The sequence below is a fragment of the Comamonas halotolerans genome (assembly GCF_030162935.1).
Classification (GTDB): Bacteria; Pseudomonadota; Gammaproteobacteria; order Burkholderiales; family Burkholderiaceae_C; genus Comamonas; species Comamonas halotolerans.
Genome location: NZ_JASAUZ010000008.1, coordinates 31,642 through 47,221, shown reverse-complemented (window position 1 = coordinate 47,221; position 15,580 = coordinate 31,642). Strand labels below are relative to the sequence as shown.

16 protein-coding genes are annotated in these 15,580 nt (G+C 56.1%); 1 reads left to right on the top strand and 15 read right to left on the bottom strand.

Going from position 1 to position 15,580, the window contains the following annotated elements; all coding sequences use genetic code 11:
• Nucleotides 1-5 precede the first annotated feature (5 nt).
• The 11 genes from QEP11_RS06440 to QEP11_RS06390 form a co-directional block, all read right to left on the bottom strand.
• On the bottom strand, nucleotides 6-926 hold the full coding sequence (locus QEP11_RS06440) for a branched-chain amino acid ABC transporter permease (RefSeq protein WP_284335819.1): 921 nt from the start codon (nucleotides 924-926) through the stop codon (nucleotides 6-8).
• Nucleotides 927-948: 22 nt separating this feature from the next.
• Complete coding sequence (locus tag QEP11_RS06435) at nucleotides 949-1,287, bottom strand: tRNA-binding protein (RefSeq protein WP_284335818.1); 339 nt, start codon at nucleotides 1,285-1,287, stop codon at nucleotides 949-951.
• A gap of 144 nt (nucleotides 1,288-1,431) precedes the next feature.
• The gene (locus QEP11_RS06430; protein WP_284335817.1) at nucleotides 1,432-1,746 is read right to left on the bottom strand and encodes a cupin domain-containing protein; all 315 of its coding nucleotides are present in this window, start codon (nucleotides 1,744-1,746) and stop codon (nucleotides 1,432-1,434) included.
• Nucleotides 1,747-1,759: 13 nt separating this feature from the next.
• Complete coding sequence (locus QEP11_RS06425; RefSeq protein WP_284335816.1) at nucleotides 1,760-2,953, bottom strand: ABC transporter substrate-binding protein; 1,194 nt, start codon at nucleotides 2,951-2,953, stop codon at nucleotides 1,760-1,762.
• 145 nt (nucleotides 2,954-3,098) lie between these two features.
• The gene (locus tag QEP11_RS06420; protein WP_284335815.1) at nucleotides 3,099-3,998 is read right to left on the bottom strand and encodes an alpha/beta hydrolase; all 900 of its coding nucleotides are present in this window, start codon (nucleotides 3,996-3,998) and stop codon (nucleotides 3,099-3,101) included.
• Between the two features lie 230 nt (nucleotides 3,999-4,228).
• A complete protein-coding gene (gene eda, locus QEP11_RS06415) occupies nucleotides 4,229-4,870 on the bottom strand; it encodes a bifunctional 4-hydroxy-2-oxoglutarate aldolase/2-dehydro-3-deoxy-phosphogluconate aldolase (protein WP_284335814.1) in 642 nt (213 codons plus the stop codon).
• The gene (gene edd, locus QEP11_RS06410; protein ID WP_284335813.1) at nucleotides 4,855-6,693 is read right to left on the bottom strand and encodes a phosphogluconate dehydratase; all 1,839 of its coding nucleotides are present in this window, start codon (nucleotides 6,691-6,693) and stop codon (nucleotides 4,855-4,857) included. Before edd ends, eda begins: the two co-directional genes overlap by 16 nt.
• A gap of 165 nt (nucleotides 6,694-6,858) precedes the next feature.
• On the bottom strand, nucleotides 6,859-7,875 hold the full coding sequence (locus QEP11_RS06405; protein ID WP_284335812.1) for a TRAP transporter substrate-binding protein: 1,017 nt from the start codon (nucleotides 7,873-7,875) through the stop codon (nucleotides 6,859-6,861).
• A gap of 114 nt (nucleotides 7,876-7,989) precedes the next feature.
• Nucleotides 7,990-9,270, bottom strand: a complete 1,281-nt coding sequence (locus QEP11_RS06400; protein WP_284335811.1) for a TRAP transporter large permease — start codon at nucleotides 9,268-9,270, stop codon at nucleotides 7,990-7,992.
• Nucleotides 9,271-9,282: 12 nt separating this feature from the next.
• Nucleotides 9,283-9,801: a TRAP transporter small permease gene (locus tag QEP11_RS06395; RefSeq protein WP_284335810.1), complete on the bottom strand. Its 519-nt coding sequence runs from the start codon at nucleotides 9,799-9,801 to the stop codon at nucleotides 9,283-9,285.
• Nucleotides 9,802-9,816: 15 nt separating this feature from the next.
• A complete protein-coding gene (locus QEP11_RS06390; protein ID WP_284335844.1) occupies nucleotides 9,817-10,317 on the bottom strand; it encodes a gluconokinase in 501 nt (166 codons plus the stop codon).
• 236 nt (nucleotides 10,318-10,553) lie between these two features.
• Between QEP11_RS06390 and gntR the strand changes: the two genes are divergently transcribed.
• Nucleotides 10,554-11,615: an HTH-type transcriptional regulator GntR gene (gene gntR / locus QEP11_RS06385; RefSeq protein WP_284335843.1), complete on the top strand. Its 1,062-nt coding sequence runs from the start codon at nucleotides 10,554-10,556 to the stop codon at nucleotides 11,613-11,615.
• 27 nt (nucleotides 11,616-11,642) lie between these two features.
• On the opposite strand, the gene QEP11_RS06380 is transcribed toward gntR, so the two are convergent.
• The 4 genes from QEP11_RS06380 to accC form a co-directional block, all read right to left on the bottom strand.
• A complete protein-coding gene (locus QEP11_RS06380; protein ID WP_284335809.1) occupies nucleotides 11,643-11,936 on the bottom strand; it encodes a YciI family protein in 294 nt (97 codons plus the stop codon).
• Between the two features lie 19 nt (nucleotides 11,937-11,955).
• Nucleotides 11,956-12,420 (bottom strand): VOC family protein, encoded by a 465-nt coding sequence (locus QEP11_RS06375; protein WP_284335808.1) that lies wholly within the window; start codon nucleotides 12,418-12,420, stop codon nucleotides 11,956-11,958.
• Between the two features lie 68 nt (nucleotides 12,421-12,488).
• On the bottom strand, nucleotides 12,489-13,292 hold the full coding sequence (locus QEP11_RS06370) for a YdcF family protein (RefSeq protein WP_284335807.1): 804 nt from the start codon (nucleotides 13,290-13,292) through the stop codon (nucleotides 12,489-12,491).
• Nucleotides 13,293-13,505: 213 nt separating this feature from the next.
• A complete protein-coding gene (gene accC, locus QEP11_RS06365; protein ID WP_284335806.1) occupies nucleotides 13,506-15,554 on the bottom strand; it encodes an acetyl-CoA carboxylase biotin carboxylase subunit in 2,049 nt (682 codons plus the stop codon).
• Nucleotides 15,555-15,580 lie beyond the last annotated feature (26 nt).

Genomic DNA, 15,580 nt, shown 5'->3' with positions numbered 1-15,580 from the left:
ACCACTTAAGCACGCGCCGGAAACAGGCCCGAGGGTTTGAATAAAAGCACGGCGGCCATCAAGACATACATGGCAATGCTGGCCACGGCGGGGCCAATGTCTGCGGCCAAGGATGGGGTGAGCACCTCACGCAGCAAGGCAGGCAGCAAGGCGCGGCCAGCAGTATCCAGCAGGCCCACCAACAAGCTTGCAAGCAGTGCACCACGCACCGAGCCAATACCGCCAATCACAATGACCACCAGCGCAGGAATCAATATGCTCTCTCCCATCCCAACCTGCACAGCGCTGATGGGGGCCATGAGTGCTCCGGCCAGAGCGGCCAAGGCAGCGCCTGCCGCAAACACCACGGCAAATACACGGCTGACACGAATGCCCATCCACTCGGCCATTTGGCGGTTGGATGCTCCAGCACGCACCCACATGCCCAGTTTGGTGTGGTTGACCAGCAGATACAGTGCCAATGCAGCGCCCAAGCCAGCCGCCAGAATCAACAGACGGTAAGAGGGATATGGCAGAAAACCAAACAGATCAACCGGCCCGGATAGTGCCTCGGGGGTTGGTGCCATGATGGGCGATGGGCCCCAGATGGCCTTGACCACATCGTCCGCAATCAGGACCACACCAAAAGTGGCAAGCACCTGAGAGAGGTGGTCGCGCACATAGAGCTTGCGAATGAGCACAGCCTCCAGCACGACAGCCAGCAGCACGGTGATCACAATCCCTGCAGCAATTGCTAGCAGGAACGAGTCACTTTGCGTATGCACTGTGGCAGAGACATAACCGCCAGCCATGAATAGCGATCCATGGGCCAAATTGAGCGTGTCCATGATGCCGAATACCAGGGTGAGACCCGCCGCGAGCAAAAACAGCATAAGGCCATAGCCCAGGCCGTTCAGCAGTTGCTCGAATAAAAAAACACTATCCATAAAAATCCATAACCGACAACATTCAGAGCAGCTTGCTGCCCAGTGGCGCGGGCTTGTCGGACACGCAGAGCACCACAGCCCCATTGGCGTCGTGAAAGCCTGTGACCAAACATTCAGACATGACCGGGCCAATCTGCTTTTTGGGGAAGTTGATTACCGCCACCACCTGTTTGCCAATCAAGTCTTGCGGCTGGTAATGTGCGGTGATTTGCGCGCTGGACTTTTTGATGCCCAGTTCAGGGCCAAAGTCCACTTGCAAAAAATAGGCCGGTTTACGGGCTTTCGCAAACACCTCTGCAGCCACAATCTGACCCACACGCAATTCAACGCGTGTGAAGTCATCCCATCCAATCATTTCCATACGCCCTCCTACGGTTCAGAACTGGCACCGCACCCAGTTCAACGAAAGCGCTGCTTAAAACCAAACACCAAGCCATAGCCCTAAACCCAGTATGCCTAGGCACAAACAACCACGGAGCAAAAAAAGTGCTGCTGCCAGAGGGCGTCAAACGCTGCCTTCACGCTCGATGACCAGCACGCGTGCGGCACCTTGCGGGTGCGCCACATGCTCGTCGCCGGGTTGGGCATAAAAGATGTCACCCACCTGCAGGCGATGCACCTGCTCTTGCCCGTTCTGGCGTGTGTGCATGTACACCAAACCGTCAAGTACGACAAAGACCTCATGGCCGTCATTCACATGCCAGCGGTAAGGCTGATCTGTCCAATGCAGGCGTACGGTGGTCGAACCAGTGAACATGGCAATTGGCAAAGCCTCCCAGGCACGGCTGCCGGTAAAGTCTTTGGGGTAGATGGTTTGCATCAGCGTTTCGCCTTTATGGCATGCGGCACTCGGCAGCGTAGCTGTCGTGGTGGGCGGTGTAGATCTTGCCGCTCTGCAAGGCATTGGTGATCTTGCCGTCTGCAGTCTTCACCACCTGGCGCAGGTAGTAGTCCTGAGTCAAAAACTGATTGCTGCCGTAACTGACATTGCCACGTACCGAGTTGAACTTGGCGCTCTTCACGGCCTTGGCCAAGGCAGCTTTGTCAGTCACCTTGCCGCCGGTTGCTTTGACTGCGGCATCCATATTCATGACCACGTCGTATGCAAAGGCTGCGTACAGCGTCGGCAGGCGGCCATAGGCTTTTTGAAATTCAGCCACAAACTGCTTGTTGGCAGCGTTGTCCAGATCGTGCGCGTAGCTGGAGGCGTTGTAGATGCCAACCATGGGCTCACCCACTGCGGCGATGATGTCCTGATCTGCAGTGAATGGGGAAGAGATCAGCACCATGTCTTTGTTCAGACCCGCTCCCATGAACTGCTTGATGAAGTTGATCCCCATGCCACCAGGCTGGAAGATGTAAACCGCTTCTGGCTTGGCCGAACGCAGTTGCGCCAGTTCGGCGGCGAAATCGAGCTGACCCACCTTGGTGTAGACCTCGTCGGCTACTGCTTGCCCATAGGCACGTTTGAATCCATTGACCGCATCCTTGCCAGCCGGGTAGTTGGGCGCAAGCACAGCCACTTTCTTGTAGCCTTTGTCTGCCGCATGCTTGCCAGCGGCTTCGTGCATGGCGTCATTTTGGTAGCTGGTGCCAAAGAAGTACGGGTTGCACTGCTTGCCTGCCAACTGGCTGGGGCCAGGATTGGCTGAGAGAAAAGGTACTTTCGCACCAAATACTGTGGGTCCAACGGCCAACACCACGTTGGAGCCCACGGGCCCTGTGAAGAAGTCCACTTTTTCACGTTTGATAAAACGGTCTGTCACCTGGCGCGCGGTTTCAGGATTGCCTGCCGTGTCGGCCTGAATGAACTCGGCAGGCACACCGCCCAGCTTGTTGTTCAGCAACTTGGCAGCCAGATTCAGGCCATCACGGATTTCTGCTCCCGGGCCGGCAAATGGCCCGGAGATATCCAGTGCAACACCAACCTTGATGGGTTCGTCTGCTTGCGCAAAAGGCGCTGTGGCCACGCAGGCGGCAGCCACGGCAATGGCTCGGAAAGAGTGGCGTCGGGCAACAGTGATCATGTCTCAATCATTTATTAGAGTCGCGTTGAATGTGCAGAAATGCTGCACGTGCGCGGGCGCAAGCCTACACAGGCGCAGCATTTTTGAGGAGTAATGGGATGACGCACCATGTGGGCGTTGGCGCATACGCAACACTTGCTCAAGCTCAAGTTTGCACGAGCCCCATGAGTTCAAGTGCACTTTGGTACACGCTCGATTGCATGTCTGCCAGCTGCATCGGTAGATCGAAATGATTGGTAGCCGGTGCTTCAAGCCATTGCCCTGGTAAACAGCGTGCTTGCCAGGCAGCCAGAAACTCATTCGATTGACGGTGGAACTCACGGCTTTCAAACACGCCGCAAGCCACGCGCAACTCGCATTGGCTGTGGGTGCTGCTGTCCGGCAGCAAGAAGCGCGGGCTGTTGCGCATTGCAGCAGCATCATCGAGTTGCATCCAGGCATTGATGTGGGTGTGCAGCAGCGGCTGCAGGTCAAACAGACCACTCAAAGCCAGAGCCGACGCGGGGATGGCATTGTCTGGCAAGTCATAGTTCTGCTGCCAGTCTTTGGCCAGCAGCATGCCAACCAGTTGCCCGCCAGCGGAGCTTCCGCAGATGCAGATGTTGCTGGCATCGCCACCATAGATGGCAATGTTGCGCACCACCCATGCGAAAGCCTGGCGCATTTGATCGACGATGTGATCCAACGTGACTGCCGGTGCCAGGTCGTAGTCTGGAACTACCACCAACGCCCCTGCCTGGGTGAGCGCTGGCGCCATGAAGGCGGAGTCGTCCTTGCCCAATGCGCGCCAGTAGCCACCATGAATAAACATGAAAACCGGCGCTTTGTGTGTCTGCACGCTGTGCGACGCAGGCAGATAGATGTCGAGCAGATCGCTCTCTCTCGGGCTGTAACGCTGGTTGCGCACCGCACCGGGCAAGGCAAAAGCAGCTTGGCTGGCCTGGCTGTAGCGCGCTATCAAAGCCTCCGCATCTTTTACGCTGGCACGTGCGTTGTACTGACGGTCGTAATAAGCCTGCGCTGCTTTGAGAGTGCTGAAATGCATGACGTCTATGAGGTTGAATGCGCCCAAGCATATGAAAAAAAGCCTTCAGCTTTCTGATGAAAAGCTGAAGGCTTGTAACTGCTCAGCATATTAAGAGCCACTAACACTACCCGGCAAACCGAAGGTTTGTGATTGAGACGAGGCGCGAAGCCGCAGGCAGTACTGGGGTACGACAAGGCGAAGCAACGACGTATCAATGGTGGTGTTGGCGGGTCTAAACATGCAGGGGCCTATTGAGATTGTTTCATTGCACATGCCTGCAGAGCTAACTTGGTGATGAGCTGCCAGTTGCCTTCTTGCAATGTTTGCCCAGGCAAAAGCCATGAGCCCCCCACGCACACCACATTGGACAATGCAAGAAACTCTGCGGCATTGCCAATGTTGATACCGCCCGTGGGGCAGAACTGCACATCAGCAAATGGTCCCTGCCAGGCCTTGAGCATGGGAATGCCACCAGCTTGCATGGCAGGGAAGAATTTCATCTGATTAAAACCATCGGCCTGGGCTGTCATGATTTCGCTGCTGGTGGCAACACCGGGCAGCAAGGGCAGATGCAAGTCAAGGCACTTCTGTCCCAAGGCTGAGGTATATCCCGGGCTGACTGCAAAGCGCGCGCCTGCGTTCACTGCATCTTGCACGTCCTGAGCACTGCGCACCGTACCTACGCCTACCCAGGCTTCTGGCACGGCTTTGGCTATTGCCTCAATGCTGGCCAGCCCTTGCGGTGTACGGAGGGTGATTTCCAGCACCCGAATACCCCCCGCCACCAATGCCTCAGCCATGGGAACAGCGTGGGCGACATCGTTGAGCACAATCACAGGAATGACCGGTGCATCCTGCATGATGGTCAGTGCGTTCAAGGGTTGAGCCATGTGCATGCTCCTTCTTCCGCGGTCAAGGCGTTGTTGCGAAATGCGGTAAACAGGTTGCGGCCAAAGCCCTGCGCGTTGGCTGCAGTCAGATCAGCTGGCATGGTGGCATTGCTGCGTGCCTCCCATTCTGCGACGGGCACCAGGGCGCTCAAGCTGCCATTCACGGCATCAAGTCGCACCAAATCACCATCGCGCAATTTGGCCAAAGGGCCTCCTGCCAAGGCTTCGGGCGACAGGTGAATGGCAGCAGGCACCTTGCCGGAAGCCCCACTCATGCGTCCATCCGTCACCAAGGCCACTTTGAAGCCCCTACCTTGCAGGACCGCCAGTGGCGGCGTCAGCTTGTGCAGCTCTGGCATGCCATTGGCACGCGGACCTTGCCAGCGCACGACGCAAACCACGTCCCGGTCCAGCTCTCCCGCCTTGAATGCCTGTTGCAGCGCTTCTTGCGAATCAAACACGCGTGCAGGAGCTTCAATCACATGACGGTCTTCTGGCACGGCACTGACCTTGATGACGCTTCGGCCCAAGTTGCCTTGCAACAGCTTCAGCCCTCCTGTGGGGCTGAAAGGATCACTCACCGGCCGCAACACGGCCAGATCCCCCGATGTTTCCACCGAACGCCAGGACAGAGCACCCTCTCGCACCTCTGGCATACGCGCAAAAGCACCAATACCTTCGGGCTTGACGGTCAGCACATCGGCATGCATCAGCCCTGCCTGCAACAGTTGACCAATGACATAGCCTGGGCCACCCGCGGCTTGGAAATGATTCACATCGGCGCTGCCATTCGGATACACACGTGCCAGCAAAGGTACAACGCCAGAAAGCTCCGAGAAATCATTCCAGTCAATCAAAATGCCTGCTGCGCGCGCTACAGCCACCCAGTGGATCAGGTGGTTGGTGGAGCCACCAGTCGCCAGCAAGGCCACCATGGCATTGACGATGCAACGTTCATCCACCACACGCCCAATTGGCGTGAAGCTGTGGGAGCGGCCTTTAGGTGTGATGGACAACAGCGTGCGCATCGCTTCTCGCGTGAGCACTTCACGCGCAAATTGGCCTGGGTTGATGAAAGCCGTGCCAGGCACGTGCAGGCCCATGGCTTCCAGCAACATCTGGTTGCTATTGGCTGTGCCGTAGAAGGTGCAAGTGCCCTCACTGTGGTAAGCAGCTGATTCAGCGGCCAGCAGCTCGCTGCGGCCCACCAGCCCTTGCGCGGCCTGCTCACGTACCTTGGCCTTGTCGCTATTGGACAGCCCTGAGGTCATCGGCCCGGCGGGTACAAAAATGGTGGGCAAATGTCCAAACTGCAAAGCACCAATCAGCAGGCCAGGCACGATCTTGTCGCAAACGCCCAGCATGATGGCGGCATCAAATACATCGTGGCTCAGAGCAATGGCCGTGCTCATCGCAATGGCGTCACGGCTGAACAGGCTCAGTTCCATGCCGGGCGCGCCTTGCGTGACACCATCACACATGGCTGGCACGCCGCCTGCAACCTGGGCAGTGGCACCGTGTTTGCGGGCTTCGTCTTTGAGAATGTCCGGGTAATGCTGAAAAGGCGCATGCGCCGATAGCACATCGTTGTACGCGGTGACGATGCCTACATTGGCCCCCTTCTCTTCCACGATGCGGATTTTGTCGCTGCCCGGCAAGGCCGCAAGTGCATGGGCCACATTGGCGCAGCCCATATTCGCCACGCGCGCTGGGCGCTGGGCCATGGCATCCAGCTGCGTCAGATAGTCGCCACGTGTGCTGACACTGCGGGTCTGGATGCGGCGCGTCACTTGGGCCAGAACAGGATGAATTGCTGTGTTCATGCCATGCTTTCAGAGATCCGCCTGCAAGCTGCAGGCTCAGAGAATTTTTGGCTACGAGCGCCGGATAAACCGACGCTAACTATCTTGTTTGCTATAAATTTCAAAGCCCGCTGAAGCGGCCAATACGATGACGACCCCAGCTTGGGCTTTCAAACATCCAGCCGCTTATTTGGCGCCTCGCACTTGCGCAACTGCGGCTTGCACACCGTCCCAGGTATCTTGGCCTACGGCCTTGGCGATACCGCTGTTGACTTCATTGAGCTTGGCGCGCATGCGGTCAACTTCCGGTGCAGGCAATTCATTGACTTGCATGCCCTTGGCCTTGATATCAGCCAGCGCCTTGGCAGCTTCGGCGCGGGTGTCTTCACGTTCGAAGGCTCGGCTCTTGACGGCAGCATCCTGCAGCACCTTTTGTTCAGCAGGCGTGAGTTGATCCCACCACTTTTTGCTCACTGTGACGATCCATGGGCTATATACGTGGTTGGATACCGTCAGGTACTTTTGCACTTCATAGAACTTGCTGGAAATGACGGTGTTGAAAGGGTTTTCCTGACCATCAACTGCCTTGGTTTCCAGCGCGGTGAACAGCTCCGAGAACGGCAGTGGCACAGCGTTGGCTCCCAATGCCTTGAAACTGTCCAGGAAAACATTGTTCTGCATCACCCGCAGCTTGATGCCATCCAGGTCTTCAAGCTTGGTGATGGGACGCTTGTTGTTGGTCAGATTGCGGAAACCGTTTTCCCAGTACACCAAGCCGACCATGCCTTTGGGCTCCAGAGTGGCCTTGATTTTTTCGCCCACCGCACCATCCAGCACAGCATCAGCTTCCTTGGCTGAGGTAAACAGAAACGGCGTATCCCATACGGCCATGGCCGGCGAGATACCGACCAATGTTGCTGTGGAGCCCACCATCATTTCCTGTGCACCACCAATCAGGGCTTGCTGCATCTGGGTGTCAGAACCCAGGGATGCATTGCCAATGGCTCGCACCTTCATCTTGCCGCCAGTGGCTTTTTCCACTTCTTTGGCAAACATGCGCACTGCGCGCCCCTGATTGGAGTCGTCCACCAGACCATAGCCAAAGCGCACGATGCGAGGCTTGAAGTCTTGGGCCTGTACAGCCACGGCGCCTGTGGCCATTACGGCCGCCATAGCAGCGGTCAGTGCAAATTTGATGCGCATGTCAGTCTCCTCAAACAGGTGGGCAATATGCCCTGTGGGTTAGGTTTGTTAGCTTTGATTTCACACAAGCCGCCTGCTTGCTAACGTCAGCAGACCAGCCATGTCAGCATGGGATCAGTGCATCCACTTCAAAGGCGCAGTCACGATCTCTGGAAAAATGATGAGCAAGATGGCCAGAAACACATACGCCAGCAGAAAGGGGCTGGTCCCCTTGATGACGGTTTCCATGCGTATGCGCCCCACCCCGGCCACCACGTTTTGCACCGTGCCTACGGGCGGGGTGATCAGACCAATACATCCCACATAGATGAACATGAAGCCGAAGTAGACCGGGTCGATGCCGGCCTTCATGGCCAGCGGTGCGCAGACGGGGCCGAAAATCAGGATGGTGGGCGTCAGGTCCATGGCTGTGCCAACCACCAGCAGGAACAGCATCATCAATGCCATGAACAGCATGGGGCTGTGCATCACATCTGCAAAAGTATCCGCCAACATATTGGGCAAATCAGCCAGGGTGATCATGTAGGCCGTCACAGTGGCAGCACCACACAGGAACATCACCACTGCTGTGGTTTTGGCCGCTGACAAGAACACATGGTAGAGCTTGGCCCAGCTCAGTTCACGGTAGATCACCATGGAAACGAAGAGCGCATACACGGCTGCAACCACGGCTGCTTCCGTAGGCGTAAAAATGCCGCCCTTCAAACCTCCAAGAATGATGACGGGCATCATCATGGCCCAGAAACTGTTGACCAGGGCTTTCATGCGTGGGCCCCAGCCTACTCGCTGACCACTGGAAAGATTGTGTTTGCGGGCAATAAATGTCCAAGCCGCAATCAAAAATACACCCATGATCAGACCCGGAACGATGCCACTGAGAAACAGTTTGCTGATCGAGGTATTGGTGGTTACGCCATAGATCACAAACGGCATGGAAGGCGGAATGATGGGCGCAATGATGCCGCCCGATGCCAGCAGCCCGGAGCTGTAACTGTCTGGGTATTTCTGGTCACGCATCATGGGCAGCAGGATGGTGGCCAGTGCAGCGGTATCAGCGATGGCAGAACCACTCATGGAAGCCAGCAGCACGGCGGCTCCTATCGCCACATAGCCCAGACCTCCGCGAATATGTCCCACAAAAGCACTGGCCAGATCAATGATGCGACGCGACAGTCCACCCGCATTCATCAATTCACCTGCGAGTATGAAGAACGGAACGGCCAGCAGCGGGAAATTGTCAAATCCCGCCTGCAGGTTTTGCGCCAGCAACTGGGTATCGAAAAAATCCAGATGCCACATCAGGGCAACACCCGTCAGCACCAGTGCATGCGCGATCGGCATGCCAATGGTCATGCCACCAATGAGTGCAGCCAGAAAAATGAAAGTGACCAACATGTGCTGCCCTTCTTATTCGACATCCAGTGCTTCTGACGATACTGGCAGTGCGGAACCACGTCGAAGATTGCGTACGCTGACAGCCAACATGCCTAACGCCAGTACCAAGGTAGCGGCAGCCCCCAAAGCCAGCGGGTAACCCAGCACAGTGCTGAAGCTGTCCATGCCCGCTTGCACCTGGGCCCACGATCCCCACACCAGCATCAACATGCAGACCACGATGATCATTTGCGAGACATAGAAGAACACCTTGCTCCACCCGGGACTGAGCCGTGAAGTCAGCAGATCAAAGCCCAGATGGCTGCCTTCAAAAGCGGCCACGATGGAGCCTACGGCGACCAGCCATACGAAAAGCAGCCGTGAGATTTCTTCGTAAGAAACGATGCTGGTATTGAACACATAGCGCAGCACAACGTTGACAAACACGGCAATCACCATGCCAGCCAGCGCGAGCACCATGAATAACTCCGCAGCACGTTGCAGCAGGTTTTTAGACGGGGTTAGCGGGACTTGCGGCTTTTTTGAGCTCATGGCTGAAAGTTCCTATCAATACGATTGCGGAGCGGCTTCATCGAGCCACTGCGTCGTGCTTTGCACAATGTCGGAGAGTGGCTGTGAAGCATTGACCGTCAAAACGCCCGCTTCTGCATCAGGGCGTTCCAGGGTCTGAAATTGGTTGGCCACCAAATCAGCCGAAAAAAAATGTCCTTGCCGTGATTGCACGCGCTCCAAGGCCATTGCGTAGCTGAGATCCAAAAATACAAAGCCCACAGCACCTGCAGGCAAGGCACTGCGCAGTTGCTCACGGTATTTGTGCTTGAGTGCCGAGCATGTCAATACCATGCCTTTTTGCACCGTGGCTTGAGACAACAACCGGGCAAGATCCGAGAGCCAGCCCTGGCGGTCATGATCTGTCAGCGCGACACCTGCTTGCATCTTGCGGATATTGCTATCCGGGTGATAAACATCACCTTCATAGACCGTCCACCCCAGGCGCTGCCCAAGCATCTGAGCGACGCTGGATTTACCGCATCCTGAAACCCCCATGATGACCAAAGCGTATGGGTAATAGTATTGGTTAGCGCTATCCATAGAGCAGAAAAAAAAGACGCCGCAGCGACTGGGACAAAAATCCTGAAGCACCATCAAGTTAGTATCAGGTTGCAGACTGCGGCACCATTGAAAATGCGACATTATGCGGCCTCGGTTAGCGCTATCATAAATAGAATCCAGCTTTCTTACCCCCGGATATTCCCTTGCCCAAACGCTCTGTACCCCCCGCTTTGTCCCCATCTCCGCAGGCCCTTTCCACAGGGAAAGCGCCGCAGAAAACACGTTCATCGCGTGCAAGCGGAAGGGTGACTTTGAGTGACGTGGCGCAGGCCGTAGGTGTCAGCTCCATGACAGTTTCTCGCGCTTTGCGAGGTGAACGTCGGGTTCATCCCGATTTGGTGCAACAGATTCAAAAAATGGCGCAAAGCATGGGCTATGTACCAGATCCAGCTGCACGCGCCCTGGCCTCACAAAAAAGCAACCAGGTACTGGTTTTGGTGCCTCTCTTATCGAATGCCTTATTTGTGGATCTTCTGGATGCAATCCACAAAGTCTTGTTCGCTGCGGGTTATCACCCGCTGATCGGCGTGACGCACTACGACCGTGCAGAAGAAGAACAGCTGCTCAACACTTACTTGCCTTTGCGCCCGGCAGGACTTTTGCTGACTGGCTTTGACCATAGTGCTGCAGCACAGGCACTGCTGGAAAAAAGTGGCATCCCCTGCGTGCACATGATGGAGCTGGCGCCTCCGGGTGGGCCTTTGAGTGTCGGCTTCTCACAGGAAGATGCTGGAGCAGAACTGACCGAACACCTGCTGCAACGTGGCTATCGGCGCATTGCTTTTTGTGCAGGACAACTGGATGCGCGTGTGCGCCAACGTGCGAGCGGCTGGCGCCGTGTCTTGCAAGCACACGGTGTATATACGCCTGACCTGGAATATCTGTGGCCGCAGCCCACATCCATGGCGCTGGGCGCGGAGTTGCTGGCACATGTGCTGGAAAAGGATCCAACGGTGGATGCCATTTTCTTTTGCAACGATGACATCGCTCAAGGGGCCTTGCTGGAAGCTATGCGCCGAGGCATTCAGGTGCCCAAGCAAGTTGCCATCGTCGGGTTCAACGATCTGTCTGGCAGTGACCAGATGGTTCCACCGCTGACCACCATTCGCACCCCTCGCAAAGCGATTGGCTCAGCAAGCGCAAAACTGCTGCTGGAGCTGATCCAAAACAGCAGCGCCAGCCATCAGCAAGTGGATTTGGGGTACGAGTTGGTGGTGCGGCAAAGCAGTTAAAGCACTTGACTGCGCTTTGACCAAGACTCAGAGCATCACCTGCTGGCCTACAAAGGCCTTGCCCCAAGTGCGCAGCTCATACCGACGCGCACCAAGAATGAAATAAGGGTCTTGTGAGATCAATTCCACCGCTTGTTCACGGCTAGCAACCTCCATCACCCACAGCCCTCCGATGTAATCACCTTCCGGTTCGTGGCGACAGCCCCCTGCAATCAAAATCTCACCCTGATGCTGCGCCAGAAAATCCAGATGTGCCTGACCGTGCTCCGCACGCACGGCCAGCATGGCAGGTGTGTCAGTGAATATGGCAACCCAGCGCACAGCGCCCTCCCGGATTGACTTAACCCAATGCAGCGATCACATCAGCAGGAGCCTGCACCAGTTCAATCAAAACGCCCTCGCCGGCAATGGGAAACTCGTCGTTGCTCTTGGGGTGCAAAAAGGTAATGTCATAGCCTGCAGCACCTTTGCGAATGCCACCAGGTGCAAAACGCACCCCCTGTGCCGTCAACCATTCAACCGCTTTGGGCAAGTCGTCAATCCACAGCCCAATGTGATTCAGCGGTGTCGCGTGCACTGCAGGCTTTTTCTCGATGTCCATGGGCTGCATGATGTCCACCTCTACCTTCATCGCCCCCTTGCCCATGGCCAGAATGTCTTCATCCACATTCTCACGCTCGCTTTGGAAGGTGCCAGTTTGCTCCAAACCCAGCATATCCACCCACAGCTTTTTCATGCGTTGCTTGTCGGTACCGCCAATTGCGACTTGTTGGATACCCAGCACTTTAAAAGGACGTTGGTTCATCGAATGTACTCCTTGATTGACTGCTGTTGGCATGCCCAAGGCACGCATCACAGCTTGTTTGCTAATTTCTATATTTCACCTAGCAGCCAGCTGCTAATGGTTGCAAAATATTCACGTAACCACGCGTTGAAGCGAATCATCAATGGCGTGGGCGCAGCGACGGGATAGACACTGCTCAGTTGTTGCTGCTGCGCAATGCGCGAGGCTCGCAACAGATGAAAATCACTGCTGACAACGGCTACTGGTGCATCCGCTGCCACGCCTCGCTCGGCAAGCAAGGGGCGGCTGAGTTTGAGATTGAGCTCTGTGCTGGTGCTTTCTTTTTCCAGCACCAAACGCTCTAGCGCAATGCCATGGCGCTCATTCAAATAGCGGGCCATCACCTCGGCTTCAGACTCTTTTTCTCCCCAATCCACACCACCACACACGGCCACCAAGGCATGGGGCTGCAGCTTTGCCAGCTCGGCTGCGGTTTCGAGCCGTGCAGCCAGCGCTGGTCGGGGATGCCCGTTGAGCGTGCCGCTGCCCAGCACAACAATGGATTGCACTGCAGGCACCTGGGCAGGTTGCAAACCCAGACGTAGCAAATGGTTCCAGAAGAAAATCAAACTCAGCAACCACATGGCAAATAGCAACCAGCCCAAGCGCCAGACCCGTTCATGCCAAGGCTTTGCCAAACGCCAGACACGCAGAGACTGCCATTTCCATGCCACCAGCAAAGCAGCAGTCCCCACCGCAGCTGGCACAACAACGCCGACGTTGAAATGCCTTATCGCCATGAGCATCAGCGCATCCCCCACAAGCAGAGCACCTGCCAACGCAAGCAGGCATCTGAGGGCAAGGACGAGACGGGTGCTGAAACTAGAGACCATGCTTTCTGATAGAGGTGATAGATGAAACGTGAAAGTGTATGGTTATCCATTCAAGCCTCAGAAACGCTGTTTCAGGAGACTGAAGAAACGCATTCACGCAATGGATAGAAAAGCCCACCCGGCGCAACAGCCGAGCGGGCTTTTCAGGTCAGTGTGACATGGATTGCTACTGCAGCTGTGTCAGTGCAGTGGCAAGTCACTGACGCGCAAACATCATTCAAATTCGATGATGACGTCATCCACAGCCAGTGAGTCGCCCTTGGCAGCACTCACCTTGCTGACCACGCCGTCTTGAGAAGCAAAAAGAATGTTTTCCATCTTCATGGCTTCAATCACGGCCAGTTTCTCGCCTGCCTGCACCTTTTGGCCGGGCTGTACCGCCACATCCACCAGCAAGCCGGGCATGGGTGAAAGCAGGAATTTGGACATGTCTGGCGGTGCCTTGTAAGGCATCAACGCGTGCAGTTTGGCTCCCAACGGAGAAAGCACCAGCGCATCCACCTGCGTGCCGTTGTGAGTGATGCGCAAAACCAATGGGTTCTTGGGCGTACCACGCTCCACCTGCACTGTGAATGGCTGCCCATTGCATGTGCCTTGCAGACGCAACTCACGCATGGGGCTATGGCTTTGGAACTCATAGCTTTTGCCGTTCAATGTCACCGTACTCTTGCGGCTGTCATAGTCAAAATCAGACACTGTGGTTTCAAAGTGCTGATTCTGGCCTTCTGCACCGAGCAAGACAACGGTGTAATTGGCAGAAACCACCAGTTCATGACCACGCATTTGACCGCTGATGGTGGCTGCACGCGCGCGGTAACGGCGGTTCATGTGCGCCGCCAGCGCAACCAGGAAGTCTGGATCAGCATGCGGCACATCGCTGGCATTGAAACCGTGAGCATAGTGCTCAGCGATAAAGCCCGTGTTGAAGTCACCGCTCTGGAACTTCGGATGGGCCAGCAGTGCTGCCTGGAATGGAATGTTAGAGCTGATGCCGCGAATCACAAATCCGTTGAGTGCTTCGCGCATCTTGGCGATGGCATCGTTGCGATCTTTGCCGTGCACGATGAGCTTGGCGATCATCGAGTCGTAGAACATGGGAATCTCGCCCCCATCGACCACGCCGGTATCCACACGCACGCCATGCAGGTGCTCGGTATCTGCTTGCCACATCGACTGCTCTGGCGGATTGAAGCGCACCAGACGGCCAGTGGATGGCAGGAAGTTGCGGAATGGATCCTCCGCATTGATACGGCACTCAATAGCCCAGCCGTCGCGCTTGACGTCTTCCTGCTTGATGCTCAGCTTCTCACCCGCTGCCACGCGGATCATCTGTTCGACCAAGTCCAGCCCTGTGATGCACTCAGTCACAGGGTGCTCCACCTGCAGACGGGTGTTCATTTCCAGGAAGTAGAAGTCCTGGTTCTTGCCCACCACAAATTCCACCGTACCTGCAGACTGATACTGCACAGCCTTTGCCAGGGCCACAGCCTGCTCACCCATGGCTTTGCGAGTTTCATCTGAAATAAAAGGTGAAGGCGCTTCTTCAATCACCTTCTGGTGACGGCGCTGAATGGAGCACTCACGCTCATTCAGGTAGATCACGTTGCCGTGACTGTCACCCAGAATCTGGATTTCAATGTGGCGCGGCTGCTCGACAAACTTTTCGATGAAGATGCGGTCATCACCAAAGCTGTTGCGAGCTTCATTCTGGCAGGACGCAAAGCCATCGAATGCTTCCTTGTCATTGAAAGCCACGCGCAAGCCCTTGCCGCCGCCGCCAGCGGAAGCCTTGATCATCACTGGATAGCCAATGTTCTTGGCAATTTCCACAGCCTGTTCTGGCCCGGCAATCGGGTCGTTGTAGCCGGGAATGGTGTTGACCTTGGCTTCGTTGGCCAGTTTTTTGGAGGCGATCTTGTCACCCATGGCGGCAATCGAGTGCGCCTTGGGGCCAATAAAGGCAATGCCCTCTTCCTCGCAGCGTTTGGCGAACGCTTCGTTTTCACTCAAAAAGCCGTAGCCGGGGTGAATGGCCTGGGCGCCCGTTTGCTTGGCTGCAGCAATGATGCGATCAGCCACCAAATACGACTCGCGGCTTGGCGCCGGGCCAATATGCACGGCCTCGTCGGCCAGCTTCACATGGCGGGCTTCCTTGTCGGCATCAGAATACACAGCCACGGTGGCGATACCCATCTTGCGGGCGGTCGCAATCACGCGGCAAGCGATTTCGCCACGATTGGCGATCAAAATTTTGCTGAACATGTGCTTATCTCCTTGTTCTTGTTGTT

Excerpts from the sequence above, each read along its gene's own strand:
- QEP11_RS06405 (WP_284335812.1), bottom strand. The coding sequence starts at position 7,875 with ATGCGCATCAAATTTGCACTGACCGCTGCTATGGCGGCCGTAATGGCC.
- eda (WP_284335814.1), bottom strand. The coding sequence starts at position 4,870 with ATGGCTCAACCCTTGAACGCACTGACCATCATGCAGGATGCACCGGTC.
- QEP11_RS06390 (WP_284335844.1), bottom strand. The coding sequence starts at position 10,317 with ATGGGGGTTTCAGGATGCGGTAAATCCAGCGTCGCTCAGATGCTTGGG.
- accC (WP_284335806.1), bottom strand. The coding sequence starts at position 15,554 with ATGTTCAGCAAAATTTTGATCGCCAATCGTGGCGAAATCGCTTGCCGC.
- QEP11_RS06400 (WP_284335811.1), bottom strand. The coding sequence starts at position 9,270 with ATGTTGGTCACTTTCATTTTTCTGGCTGCACTCATTGGTGGCATGACC.
- QEP11_RS06420 (WP_284335815.1), bottom strand. The coding sequence starts at position 3,998 with ATGCATTTCAGCACTCTCAAAGCAGCGCAGGCTTATTACGACCGTCAG.
- QEP11_RS06370 (WP_284335807.1), bottom strand. The coding sequence starts at position 13,292 with ATGGTCTCTAGTTTCAGCACCCGTCTCGTCCTTGCCCTCAGATGCCTG.
- edd (WP_284335813.1), bottom strand. The coding sequence starts at position 6,693 with ATGAACACAGCAATTCATCCTGTTCTGGCCCAAGTGACGCGCCGCATC.
- QEP11_RS06430 (WP_284335817.1), bottom strand. The coding sequence starts at position 1,746 with ATGCAAACCATCTACCCCAAAGACTTTACCGGCAGCCGTGCCTGGGAG.
- QEP11_RS06440 (WP_284335819.1), bottom strand. The coding sequence starts at position 926 with ATGGATAGTGTTTTTTTATTCGAGCAACTGCTGAACGGCCTGGGCTAT.
- QEP11_RS06425 (WP_284335816.1), bottom strand. The coding sequence starts at position 2,953 with ATGATCACTGTTGCCCGACGCCACTCTTTCCGAGCCATTGCCGTGGCT.
- QEP11_RS06375 (WP_284335808.1), bottom strand. The coding sequence starts at position 12,420 with ATGAACCAACGTCCTTTTAAAGTGCTGGGTATCCAACAAGTCGCAATT.
- QEP11_RS06435 (WP_284335818.1), bottom strand. The coding sequence starts at position 1,287 with ATGGAAATGATTGGATGGGATGACTTCACACGCGTTGAATTGCGTGTG.
- QEP11_RS06395 (WP_284335810.1), bottom strand. The coding sequence starts at position 9,801 with ATGAGCTCAAAAAAGCCGCAAGTCCCGCTAACCCCGTCTAAAAACCTG.